Below are 11,825 nucleotides of genomic sequence, written 5' to 3'. Positions count from 1 at the left end.
GGTCCGCGCCGAGCCCGTCGTGGCCTGCACCCGCCGCCGGGCCCCCGCCGGGTGGATGGCCGCCCGCGCAGAGCGCCGCGTGGCCTCCGCCGAGCGCGGGACGGGCGTCACCGACCGCCGTCGATCCGGCCTGGCCGGCGCCGTCCGCCGACGGGCATGCCGAGCCGGCGGCGGACGAGGGCCAGCCCACCGACGCCCCCTCGCCGCATGACTCCTCCACGCCGGGCTCGACACAATGGGTGCCCCCCGGGTCGGGACCGTCGTGACGATCCGCGATCTCACTCTCCCCCTGATCCCCGACGGCGACGAGGCTCGTCGGTGGGCGGAGCAGGAGTTGTCCGATCCGGTCTACCAGGCCGCCGAGCCCACCCCGTTCGATCGGATGGCACGCGCGATCGGCGAGTTCCTCGGATCGCTCTTCTCGGGGTCCGCGCCGGCGGCCCTCGCGCCGTGGATGGCGGTGGGGGTCGTCCTCGTCCTTCTCGCCATCGTGGTACTCGCGGTCATCGTATGGGGGCGCCCGCGTCGCACCGTCCGATCCCGTGCGGATGTCGACCTCTTCGGGATCGACGATGCGCGGCGGGCGGACGAGCTCCGCACCGCCTCCCGCGCTGCCGCCGAACGCGAGGACTGGGAGGAGGCGATCGCACTGCGCTTCCGCGCGCTGTCCCGCGGTCTCGTCGAGCGCACCGTGCTCGATCCCGCCCCCGGCACGACCGTCCACGGCTTCGCGCGGCAAGCCTCCGCCGCGTTCCCCGGAGAGGACGGAGCGCTCGCGCACGCCGCCGACCTCTTCGACGACGTCCGTTATCTCCGCCGCCCCGGCGACGCGTCGGGATACCGGTCGGTGGTGGAGCTGGACGAACGCCTCTCCCGGACCTCGCCCCGATTCGAGACCGGCATCCGTGAGGACCGCATCGGGGCGGCTCGATGAGCGGGGCAGTGACGACAGCGCCGTCGCGGCGATGGAGCGTCTGGGGGTGGACGGCGATCGCCGCCGGAATCATCGTCGTCGGCCTCGGATTGACCGCGATCGCCGGCATCGCCCAGCTGCCCGCGCGCGGCCTGCTGGACCCGCACGCCGCCGGCCCCGACGGCACCCGGGCCATCACTCGCCTGCTGCAGAAGGAGGGCGTCAGCGTCATCGCCGTCCGCGACCGCGAGGCGGCGCGGGCCGCCCTCTCCAGCGGAGGGACGCTGATCTGGGCGGACACCTCTCCCCTGGCCGACGACACGATCCGAGAGATCTCGGCCCGCGCCGACGACGTGGTGCTGCTCGACCCCGCGTCACGGGATCTGCGCGTGCTCCTTTCCGGTGCCAGCGTCGGCGGCTACGGGATGTCACCGGTGGAACCGGGCTGCGACCTTCCCGAGGCACAGCGGGCCGGGCCGGTCGCGCCGGGGGCGCTGTTCACCGCCGACGCATCGGTTCAGGCCTGCTACGTCTCCGACGGCGGCGCCGGGCTCATCGTCCGAGACGACGGCGAGCGCCGGATCTCCGCCATCGACGGCACGGTGCTCTTCACGAACGCGCAGCTGGCACGCGATGGCAACGCCGCACTCGCCCTCAATCTCCTGGGCCGCCATCCCTGGGTGGTCTGGTATCTGCCTTCCCTCGAGGACAGCGACTTCGCCGACAGCGCGCCGAGCCTGGGCGAGCTCACCCCGCCGTGGGTCACCCCGGTCATGCTGCTCCTGCTCGCCGCGGCCGTCGGCGCCGCCGTCTGGCGCGGCCGACGCTTCGGGCCACTGGTGGTCGAGCGTCTGCCGGTCACCGTACGCGTCGGAGAGACCTCGGAGGGCCGCGCCCGCCTCTACGCCCGGGCGGGGGAACCGACCCACGCGCTGGACAACCTCAGGATCGGCGCGCTCACACAGCTGGCCCGCCTCGTCGGTCTCGGCCCGACCGCGAGTGCGCAGGAGATCAGCGACGCCGTGGCCCAACGCCTCGGCGAGGACCGGCAGGCGGTGCGCGGAATCCTCATCGACGCGACCGTGGACGACGATGCCCAGCTCGTCGACGCCGCTGATCGCCTGCGGTCGCTCGAGAAGCGACTCCACACCGCCGTGCGCCCCGCACCGCGCCCACGCGCCCCCGAATCCGACAGCCCCCTCGACCATCCTCCGTCCCGAAAGGACCGTTCATGAGCGCCTTGGATCCCACGTCGACACCGGCGACCACGCCCTCATCCGATCAGCTCCGCGAGGCGATGAACCGCGTGCGGATCGAGGTCGGCAAGGCCGTCGTCGGCCAGGACGGCGCCGTCACCGGGCTGCTGATCGCTCTCCTCAGCCGCGGCCACGTGCTCCTGGAGGGCGTTCCCGGTGTGGCCAAGACGCTCCTGGTCCGAGCGTTCAGCCGGGCGATCGGGCTGGACACCGCGCGGATCCAGTTCACGCCCGACCTCATGCCGGGAGACGTCACGGGATCGCTCGTCTTCGACGCGCGCTCCGGGGAGTTCGATTTCCGAGCGGGCCCCGTGTTCACCCACGTGCTCCTCGCCGATGAGATCAACCGCACGCCCCCGAAGACGCAGGCCGCCCTGTTGGAGGCGATGGAGGAACGTCAGGTCTCCGCAGACGGCGTCTCCCGCGCCCTCCCCGATCCCTTCCTCGTCGCCGCCACGCAGAACCCGGTGGAACACGAGGGCACGTATACGCTGCCCGAGGCCCAACTCGACCGCTTCCTGCTCAAGCTCATGATCGACGTGCCGGCGCGGGCCGACGAGATCTCCGTGCTCCGCCGTCATGCGAGCGGGTTCACACCGCGCGATCTCCCCGCCGCCGGCCTCGAGGCCGTCACCGGCGCGGAGGAGATCCGTGCGGCGCAGGCCGCCGTCGGCCGCGTCGAGGTGTCCGACGAGGTCCTCGGTTACGTCGTCGATCTCGCCCGCGCCACCCGCCTGTCCCCGTCTGTGCAACTGGGGGCGAGCCCTCGTGCCGCGACCGCGCTGCTGGCGACCTCGAAGGCGTGGGCGTGGCTGGGCGGGTACCCCGCCATCACCCCGGACCACGTCCAGACGATGCTCGTCCCCACGTGGCGGCACCGCCTGCGCCTGCGCCCCGACGCCGAGATCGAGGGTGTGTCGGCCGACGCGATCCTCACCTCCGTGGTCCAGCAGACCCGCGTGCCCGTCTAAGCCTCATGTTCGTCACCGGTCGTCTGCCGCTCGCCCTGACCCTGGGCGTCGTCCCCGTCATCGCGCTGTCGTCGGTGGCGGTCCCGGCGTGGGCGGTCGCGGCGGGCTGGGCGCTGCTGGCGGTGCTCCTGACGGCGACCGACGTCGCTCTCGCCGCTTCCCCGCGGCGAGTGCGGATCGAACGGCGCGTCCCGGCTCGGGCACTTCGAGACAGCGACGTCTCCACGACGGTGCTCGTGCACAACACCGGATCCCGGCGGCTGCGCGGACTCCTGCGCGACGGGTGGCAGCCCACCGCCGGCGCCCCGGCCCGCCGCGCCGTCCTCGACCTCCCCGCCGGAGAACGACGCGGAGTCGAGGTGCCGCTGCGTCCGCGGCGACGCGGTGAACTGCGCAGCGACTTCGTGGTCGTGCGCTCGCTCGGCCCACTCGGGCTCGCCGGCCGACAAGCGCGCCTGGACGCACCGGCGAGGATACGCGTCCTTCCGCCGTTCACCGCACGCCGCCACCTGCCTTCGCGACTGGCGCGCTTGCGCGAGCTCGACGGCAACACGAGCCTCCAGGTGCGAGGGCAGGGGACCGAGTTCGACAGTCTTCGCGAGTACGTGCGCGGAGACGACGTGCGTTCGATCGACTGGCGCGCCACCGCGCGGGCGAGCACGACGATGCTGCGGACGTGGCGTCCCGAGCGGGACCGTCATGTCGTCATCATCATCGATACCGGCCGCACGGCCGCCGCCCGCGTCGGCGACGGAGTCCGCCTGGATGCCGCCATGGAGTCAGCCCTCCTCTTGAGCGCGCTCGCCTCGCGCGCGGGCGACCACGTCCATCTGGTGATGTTCGACCGTGTCGTTCGCGCGCGGGTGACCGGGCGCGACGGGGCGGGACTGCTGTCGAGCCTCGTGGATGCGATGGCGCCGGTGGAGGCTCAGCTCATCGACACGGACTGGGACGCCGCCTTCGCCCACGTGCGCACCCTGACGACACGCCCCTCGCTCGTGGTGGCCCTCACCGCCCAGGACGCCGTGGAATCGGCGCGGGGGTTCCTGGCGGCAATTCCCGCCGTGACGCGTCGAGCGCCTCTGCTCGTGGGCGCGGCGTGGGACGAGCCGTCCGCTCCCCCGGTGCGGCGGACGGCCGCCGACATCTACCGTGAGGCCGCAGACGAACGCGCCCGGCGTGACGCCGACCGGGTGGCGGCGGCTGTCCGCCGCGCCGGTGGAGAAGCGCTCGCGGCGACGCCGGAAGACCTCCCGCCCGCCATCGCCGACCGGTATCTGGCCCTCAAAGCAGCCGGACGGCTCTAGACCGCACCGCGCCGTACCTTTCGAAGGCGATCGACGGTTTCCGCGTCACGGATCGAGAGATCGTGCGTCTTGTCACACGACGCCACACGTCGGCCGCCTCCTGGGCAAACGCCCGGAACAGCGGCAGAATCACCCTCATCAGGATCGCCCCGCGTGATCTTCAGCGAAAGGACCTCTCATGAGCACCGACCCGATCCCCGATACCCCGGCCACGCCGACCCCTCTGGATCACACGCCACCGCCGGCGGGACCGGCGACCAGCATCAAGCTCCTGGCAGAGGCAGCGGGCACCTTCCTTCTCGTGTTCGGCGGCATCGGCGCCGCCCTGTTCGCCTCCGACTTCGGTGTGGGGCCCAATGGATCCTCGCTCGGCATCGGTTTCGTGGGCGTGGCACTCGCCTTCGGCCTCACGGTCGTGGCGGGTGCCTATGCCTGGGGACCGATCTCCGGAGGACACTTCAATCCCGCCGTCACGCTCGGTCTCGCTGCCGCCGGCCGCTTCCCCTGGAAGGACACGATCGGCTACATCGTCGCCCAGGTCGTCGGCGGTGCGATCGCGACCAGCCTGATCGTCCTGATCGGTCTGTTCGGTCCGAACGGATGGCTGACGGCCGCGCAGTCCGGCGGCTTCGCCAGCAACGGGTTCGGTGACCACTCCCCGAGCGGCTTCGGCATCGGCGGGGCGATCACCGCCGAGATCCTCTTCACGGGGATCTTCGTGCTCGTCATCCTCGGCGTGACCCACGCGACCCGCGGGACGACCTTGGCCGGGCTCGTCATCGGTCTCACCCTGACGCTCATCCACCTCGTCTCGATCCCGATCGACAACACCTCGGTCAACCCCGCCCGTTCGATCGCCACCGCTCTCTACGGCGGCGGGGACGCCCTGGCACAGCTGTGGGTCTTCATCGTCTTCCCGATCATCGGCGCCCTGCTGGCCGGGTTCGCCCACCGCGCCCTGTTCGACGGCAAGTCGGCCGGCTGAACTGCCCCGCCCGACGCTCTGCAGATACACGACGACCGGAGGCTCGGGCCTCCGGTCGTCGTGTGTGGGGCGCGGGACGAAACGAGGTGTCCCGTCCCCGCCCGCTCAGGCGTGCAGGTCGAAGCGATCGAGCTCCATGACGCGACCCCACGCGGCGGCGAAGTCACGGACGAACTTCTCGTTCGCATCGTCGGACGCGTAGACCTCGGCGAGCGCGCGCAGCTCCGAGTTGGAGCCGAACAGCAGATCGACGCGGGTGCCGACGCCGACCTTCTCGCCCGAGCCGTCCTTCGTACCGATGAACGCGTGTGAACCCGGATCGAGCGGTCGCCAGGTGGTCCCGAGATCCAGGAGGTTCACGAAGAAGTCGTTCGAGAGCACTCCCGGACGATCGGTGAAGACCCCGTACTCCGAACCGTCCCAGTTGGCACCGAGCACCCGGAGCCCGCCGACGAGCACGGTCAGCTCCGGCGCGCTGAGGGTCAGGAGGTTGGCCTTGTCGATGAGCAGGTGCTCGGCGGGAAGACCCGAGGCGACGGCCACCGGCCCCTGGTAGTTGCGGAACCCGTCGGCCGCCGGCTCGAGGTAGGCGAACGACTCGACGTCGGTCTGCTCGGCGGAGGCATCGGTGCGACCGGGGTGGAACACCACCTCCACCTCGACACCGGCGTCCCGCGCGGCCTTCTCGACCGCGGCGTTGCCCGCGAGGACGATGAGATCGGCCAGCGACACCTTCGTCTCGGACTGGGCATCGAAGTCGGCCTTGATGCCGCCGAGGATGCCGAGCACACGGTGCAGCTGGGCGGGGTTGTTGACCTCCCAGTCCTTCTGGGGCGCGAGGCGGACACGCGCCCCGTTGACGCCGCCCCGCTTGTCGCTGCCGCGGAAGGTCGAGGCGGCCGCCCACGCCGTGGAGACGAGCTCGGCGACGCTGAGCCCGGACTCCAGGATCCGCGCCTTCAGCGCGGTCGCCGCCGCGTCGTCGATGAGCGGGTGGTCCACCGGGGGAACCCGGTCCTGCCAGATGAGCTCCTCGCTGGGCACCTCGGGACCGAGGTAGCGCTCGATGGGACCCATGTCGCGGTGGGTCAGCTTGAACCACGCACGCGCGAACGCATCGGCGAACGCGTCGGGGTCGTCCTTGAAGCGTCGCGAGATCTTGTCGTACTCGGGATCGGCACGCAGAGCCAGATCGCTCGTGAGCATGCGCGGCTCACGCCGGCCCGACGAGTGCGCCATCGGCACCATGTCGGCTCCCCCGCCGTTGACGGGGCGCCACTGGTGCGCGCCGGCCGGGCTCTGGAAGAGCTCCCACTCGTACGCGTAGAGGATGTGGAAGAACTCGTTGTCCCACCGCGTGGGGTGGTAGGTCCAGGTGACCTCGAGGCCCGACGTGATCGTGTCGTCACCCTTGCCGGAGGCGTAGTCGTTCTTCCATCCGAGCCCCTGCTCCTCGATCGGCGAGGCTTCGGGGTTGTCGTCGAGGTGCGAGTCGGGCGCGGCGCCGTGCGTCTTCCCGAACGTGTGGCCCCCCGCGATGAGCGCGACGGTCTCCTCGTCGTTCATCGCCATCCGGCCGAAGGTCTCGCGGATGTCACGCGCCGACGCGAGCGGGTCGGGCTGTCCGCCCGGGCCCTCGGGGTTGACGTAGATGAGGCCCATCTGAACCGCCGCGAGCGGCTTCTCGAGGTCGCGCTCCCCCGTGTAACGCTCGTCGCCGAGCCACGTGGTCTCGGGGCCCCAGTACACGTCGTCGTCCGGCTCCCAGACATCGGGGCGTCCACCGGCGAAGCCGAAGGTGGAGAATCCCATCGACTCCAGGGCGACGTTGCCCGCCAGGATCATGAGGTCTCCCCAGGAGATGCTCTGACCGTACTTCTTCTTGACCGGCCAGAGGAGGCGCCGCGCCTTGTCGAGGTTGACGTTGTCGGGCCAGCTGTTCAGCGGCGCGAAGCGCTGCTGCCCCGTGCCACCGCCGCCGCGACCGTCCATCACGCGGTAGGTGCCTGCGGAGTGCCACGCCATGCGGATCATGAGCGGGCCGTAGTTGCCGAAGTCGGCGGGCCACCAGTCCTGCGAGGTGGTCAGCACCTCCGCGATGTCCTTCTTGACGGCGTTCAGGTCGAGCGCCGAGAAGGCCGCCCGGTAGTCGAAGTCCTCGCCGAGGGGGTTCGCCACCGCCGGGTTCTTCTTCAGGATGCGAAGGTTCAGCTGATTCGGCCACCACACGTTGTTCGCCGAGCCGGTGGTGGGGTGCGGCTGGGCGTGGATCACGGGGCAGGAACCGGCTTGATCGGTCTGCTCCTGCTCGACGCGGGCCTCGTCGGTGTCGGTCACGGTGACGGACTGGTCGATGCCCGTCGGGTTCTCACCGATCGGCGCGGCGCTGTCGTCGTGTGCGCTCATTTTCTTCCTTCCTGAAGGGTCGAGGGGGCGGGAGATCCGGGCCGCGGCGGGACCGCGATGAAGGGGCCGGTCACGGGCGCGTTCCCTCCGCGCACGCGGGGCACGTGCCCCAGAAGGTGACCTCGGCCGCCTGGAGGCGGTATCCGTGGGAGTCGGAGGGGGTGAGACACGGCGCATGCCCGACGACGCACTCCACGTCCTCGACGGCGCCGCACTGGATGCACACGAGGTGGTGATGATTGTCATCGACGCGCAGCTCGAAGAGCATCGGGCGGCCCGCCGGCTCGATGCGGCGGACGAGCCCGGCATCGGCGAAATCGCTCAGTGCGTTGTAGACAGACTGCCTGCTGGTGCGCGGCATCCGGCCGGCGATCGACGCGAAGAGGGCGTCGGCGCTCGCATGCGGCCGCGCCGCGAGCGCGTCGTAGACGGCAGTCCGCGACTCCGTGACGCGCAGTCCGGCCTCCCGCAGGGCGCGCGCGGCAGCGGCGTCCCCCACGGCGGATGCGGTCTCGGTCACACCTTGAGCGTAGCGCTTTGTTTTGACAAGTTCAAAAGAAAGACTCACCCCGAGACGAGCCGGGTCGTCCCCGCCTCGTACTCGGTGAGATCGCCCGTCTCCCCCTGTCGCACCGCGCGACGTCCGACGACGAGCATCGTGACGAGCAGGGCCGCGAGGGCGAGAGTGCCGATTCCGATCTTGACGGGCCACGGCCAGGGCTGCGCCGTGACGAATCCCTCGACGAGACCGGCGAGAGCGAGGGCGAACACGAGACCGATCGCGACGGTGACCAGGGAGCGGCCCGCCTCGGCGACGGCCTCCCCGCGAGGGCGCGGACCGGGCGCGACCCACGCCCAGAAGATGTGGAGCCCGGCGGCGGCCGCGACGAAGATGCAGGTGAGCTCCAGCTGGCCGTGCGGGGCGATGTAGAGGAAGAACACGTCACCGCGTCCGTGCGCGAACAGCACGGCGGCGGCGGTCCCCACCCCGACGGCGTTCTGGATGACCACCATGACCGGCCAGAAGCCGGTGATCCCGAAGAGCACGCACTGCGCGGCGATCCAGGCGTTGTTGGTCCACACCGTGCCCGCGAACACCGCGGCGGGGTTCTCGCTGTAGTAGTCGGTGAACGAGCTCTCGGCGTACTGCTGGAGCTGCGCCGCGTTCCCCAGCGCCGCGAGCACCTGCGGGTCGCGGGCGATCCAGCTGCCGGCGAGGGTGGCGACCACGAGGAAGAAGACGGCGACGGCGAGTGTCGTCCACCGCAGGCGGTAGAGCGCGGCGGGCAGCTGACGGACGAAGAACCGCGGCACCTGCTGCAGGACGTTGTCCGGCGTACCGGTCAGTCGCAGCCGCGCCCGCGCGAGAAGGGTCGAGAGATGATCGCCTTCGGTGCTGCGGCCGGCGGATGTCTTGATCTCGGCGAGATCGGCGGAAGCGGAGCGATAGCGCGAGACCAGCTCATCGACCTCCGCTCCCCGGGGGCGGCGCAGTCGACCGAGCTCGTCCAGACGCTCCCACTCGGCCCGTCGCGCAGCCGTGATCGCGTCGAGGTCCATGTGTTTCACTGTAGTCATGACGTCCCCGGGTGCTGCCGCCGAGATCCGGCAGGACGAGGTGCTCACCGGTGAGGCCGTCGCTCTGGACGTGCAGGCGGTGGGATTCTTCCTGCGGGCTCTGGGAGCACTCATCGACGCCGTCGCCTCGGTCGCCGTCCTGGTCGCGTTCTGGACCGTGGTCGGACTCGTCACGGGGGCAGGAGGCGACCTCCTGACGATGTCTCCCGTTCTCACGATCACCACGATCGTGATCGTGCTGGTGGTGATCCCGACCGCGGTGGAGACCGCCACGCGCGGCCGGAGCCTGGGGAAGCTGGCGGTCGGCGGACGGATCGTGCGCATCGACGGTGGCGCGATCGGCTTCCGCCACGCGTTCATCCGCGCCCTGACCGGGGTTCTGGAGATCTGGTTCACCGCGGGGGCGGTCGCAGGGCTCGTCGGCGTGTTCACCCCGCGCGCGCAACGTCTCGGCGATCTCCTGGCCGGTACCTACAGCGAGCGCACCCGCGCACCGCGCCTTCCGGCTCCTGCGGGAGACGTGCCGCCGGCATTGGCGGAGTGGGCTCGGGTCGCCGATGTCGCCCGGCTCCCCTACCGGGTCGCCCGACGGGCTGCGCAGTTCGTCCGCGGCGCAGAGGGCCTGGATCCCGCGGCGCGCTCGCGTGCCGCGTTCCACCTCGCGGCGGAGGTCAGCGCGTTCGTGTCACCGGTTCCCGTCGCAGATCCCGAGACGTTCGTCCGCGCCGTCGTGGCCGTGCGGCGCGACCGCGAGTACCGGGCGCTCCGCGGCGCCTCCGAACGCGTCGACGTGCTGACATCGACCACCGCCGACGCGCCCCGCGGTTTCCCGGTGCGTCACGATTCCTCGGCGGGTCCGGGTTCCTCGGTGCATCCGGCCCGCTGACGGGGTCAGGACCGGACGACAGCCGGTCAGTAGCGGTAGTGCTCCAGCTTGTAGGGCCCTTCCACGGGGACCCCGATGTAGGCCGCCTGGTGGGGCGTCAGCTCGGTCAACTCCACGCCCAGGGCCGACAGGTGGAGACGCGCGACCTTCTCGTCGAGGAGCTTGGGGAGCACATAGACGCCGGTCGGATACGCGTCGCGCCGTTCCCACAGCTCGAGCTGAGCGAGCACCTGGTTGGTGAAGGACGCGCTCATCACGAACGACGGGTGACCCGTCGCGTTCCCGAGGTTCATCAGGCGCCCCTCGGAGAGCACGAGGATGCTCCGGCCGGTGGGCAGACGCCACTCGTGGACCTGCGGCTTGATCTCCACACGTTCGGCGCCGGGAAGGGCTTCCAGCCCCGCCATGTCGATCTCGTCGTCGAAGTGCCCGACGTTTCCGACGATCGCGAGGTGCTTGAGCCCGAGCAGGTGGTCGACGGTCACGACGTGGGTGTTGCCGGTGCCCGTGATGAGGAGGTCGATCTCTCCGATCACCGACTCGAGGCGGGCGACCTGAAATCCGTCCATCGCGGCCTGCAGCGCGCAGATCGGGTCGATCTCCCCGATGATGACGCGAGCGCCCTGTCCGCGAAGCGCCTCGGCTGCCCCCTTGCCGACGTCGCCGTAACCGACGACGAAGGCGACCTTGCCGCCCATGAGGACGTCGGTGGCGCGATTGATGCCATCGGGGAGCGAGTGGCGGATGCCGTACTTGTTGTCGAACTTCGACTTGGTGACGGAATCGTTGACGTTGATGCCGGGGAACAGCAGTCGCCCCGCCGCGTGGAGCTCGTACAGCCGGTGGACACCGGTGGTGGTCTCCTCCGTGACGCCGAGGATGCCGGCGGCCATGCGCGTGAACCGCTGCGGGTCGCGCGCCAACGACCCGCGCAGCGTCTGGAGCACGATGCGGTACTCCGCCGAGTCGCCGTCCTGCGCATCGGGGACCACGCCCGCCGCCTCGAACTCGACGCCTTTGTGCACGAGGAGCGTCGCGTCGCCACCGTCGTCGAGGATCAGATTGGGTCCGTCGAAGCCCTCGGCCGACCAATCGAAGATGCGGTCGGCGAAGTCCCAGTACTCCTCCAGCGTCTCGCCCTTGAAGGCGAAGACGGGGACACCGGCGGGCTCGTCGACGGTGCCCGTGGGCCCCACCGCGACCGCGGCGGCCGCCTCGTCCTGGGTGGAGAAGATGTTGCAGCTGGCCCAGCGCACCTGCGCGCCCAGGGCGACGAGTGTCTCGATCAACACCGCTGTCTGCACCGTCATGTGGAGCGAGCCGGCGATCCGGGCTCCGGCGAGGGGACGCGTGTCGGCGAACTCCGCTCGCAGGGCCATGAGCCCGGGCATCTCGTTCTCGGCGAGGCGGATCTGATGACGGCCCGCCTCGGCGAGCGAGAGGTCGGCGACGACGAAGTCGAGAGATGTCACGGAAGTCGGCATCCGTCCATTCTCCCACCCCGGGGCCGGACCCGGTCACCG

11 protein-coding genes are annotated in these 11,825 nt (G+C 71.0%); 7 read left to right on the top strand and 4 right to left on the bottom strand.

The window, feature by feature from the left end:
- The 6 genes from QM591_RS13445 to aqpZ all read left to right on the top strand — a co-directional run.
- Positions 1-211: hypothetical protein (locus tag QM591_RS13445; protein ID WP_415132901.1), on the top strand; the 211-nt coding region annotated here is incomplete at its 5' end.
- A 51-nt stretch (positions 212-262) separates the two neighbouring features.
- Complete coding sequence (locus QM591_RS13440) at positions 263-934, top strand: DUF4129 domain-containing protein (RefSeq protein WP_415132900.1); 672 nt, start codon at positions 263-265, stop codon at positions 932-934.
- 8 nt (positions 935-942) lie between these two features.
- Positions 943-2,148 carry a DUF4350 domain-containing protein gene (locus tag QM591_RS13435; protein WP_415132899.1) on the top strand — a complete coding sequence of 402 codons (1,206 nt, stop codon included), beginning with the start codon at positions 943-945 and terminating at the stop codon, positions 2,146-2,148.
- Complete coding sequence (locus tag QM591_RS13430) at positions 2,145-3,140, top strand: AAA family ATPase (protein WP_415132898.1); 996 nt, start codon at positions 2,145-2,147, stop codon at positions 3,138-3,140. Before QM591_RS13435 ends, QM591_RS13430 begins: the two co-directional genes overlap by 4 nt.
- 5 nt (positions 3,141-3,145) lie before the next feature.
- Positions 3,146-4,447, top strand: a complete 1,302-nt coding sequence (locus QM591_RS13425) for a DUF58 domain-containing protein (protein WP_415132897.1) — start codon at positions 3,146-3,148, stop codon at positions 4,445-4,447.
- 178 nt (positions 4,448-4,625) lie between these two features.
- Positions 4,626-5,432, top strand: coding sequence for an aquaporin Z (gene aqpZ / locus QM591_RS13420; RefSeq protein ID WP_415132896.1), 807 nt, complete (start codon positions 4,626-4,628; stop codon positions 5,430-5,432).
- Between the two features lie 105 nt (positions 5,433-5,537).
- Here aqpZ and katG read toward each other — a convergent pair whose 3' ends face one another.
- The 3 genes from katG to QM591_RS13405 all read right to left on the bottom strand — a co-directional run bounded on the left by katG (position 5,538) and on the right by QM591_RS13405 (position 9,398).
- Positions 5,538-7,838, bottom strand: coding sequence for a catalase/peroxidase HPI (gene katG, locus QM591_RS13415; protein ID WP_415132895.1), 2,301 nt, complete (start codon positions 7,836-7,838; stop codon positions 5,538-5,540).
- Between the two features lie 70 nt (positions 7,839-7,908).
- Positions 7,909-8,358, bottom strand: coding sequence for a Fur family transcriptional regulator (locus QM591_RS13410; RefSeq protein ID WP_415132894.1), 450 nt, complete (start codon positions 8,356-8,358; stop codon positions 7,909-7,911).
- Positions 8,359-8,402: 44 nt separating this feature from the next.
- Positions 8,403-9,398, bottom strand: coding sequence for a stage II sporulation protein M (locus QM591_RS13405; RefSeq protein WP_415132893.1), 996 nt, complete (start codon positions 9,396-9,398; stop codon positions 8,403-8,405).
- Positions 9,399-9,414: 16 nt separating this feature from the next.
- Between QM591_RS13405 and QM591_RS13400 the strand changes: the two genes are divergently transcribed.
- Positions 9,415-10,302: an RDD family protein gene (locus tag QM591_RS13400; RefSeq protein WP_415132892.1), complete on the top strand. Its 888-nt coding sequence runs from the start codon at positions 9,415-9,417 to the stop codon at positions 10,300-10,302.
- Between the two features lie 26 nt (positions 10,303-10,328).
- On the opposite strand, the gene ahcY is transcribed toward QM591_RS13400, so the two are convergent.
- Entirely contained in the window at positions 10,329-11,786 is a 1,458-nt protein-coding gene (gene ahcY / locus QM591_RS13395) for an adenosylhomocysteinase (RefSeq protein ID WP_415132891.1), read from the bottom strand.
- Positions 11,787-11,825 lie beyond the last annotated feature (39 nt).

The organism is Microbacterium sp. (assembly GCF_047607225.1).
Taxonomy (GTDB): domain Bacteria; phylum Actinomycetota; class Actinomycetes; order Actinomycetales; family Microbacteriaceae; genus Microbacterium.
The sequence above is the reverse complement of the archived record's forward strand: the minus strand, read 5'-3'. Positions and strand labels throughout refer to the sequence as shown.

Coding starts and splice junctions, on each gene's coding strand:
- aqpZ (WP_415132896.1), top strand. CDS start 4,626: ATGAGCACCGACCCGATCCCCGATACCCCGGCCACGCCGACCCCTCTG.
- QM591_RS13425 (WP_415132897.1), top strand. CDS start 3,146: ATGTTCGTCACCGGTCGTCTGCCGCTCGCCCTGACCCTGGGCGTCGTC.
- QM591_RS13400 (WP_415132892.1), top strand. CDS start 9,415: ATGACGTCCCCGGGTGCTGCCGCCGAGATCCGGCAGGACGAGGTGCTC.
- ahcY (WP_415132891.1), bottom strand. CDS start 11,786: ATGCCGACTTCCGTGACATCTCTCGACTTCGTCGTCGCCGACCTCTCG.
- katG (WP_415132895.1), bottom strand. CDS start 7,838: ATGAGCGCACACGACGACAGCGCCGCGCCGATCGGTGAGAACCCGACG.
- QM591_RS13405 (WP_415132893.1), bottom strand. CDS start 9,398: ATGGACCTCGACGCGATCACGGCTGCGCGACGGGCCGAGTGGGAGCGT.
- QM591_RS13430 (WP_415132898.1), top strand. CDS start 2,145: ATGAGCGCCTTGGATCCCACGTCGACACCGGCGACCACGCCCTCATCC.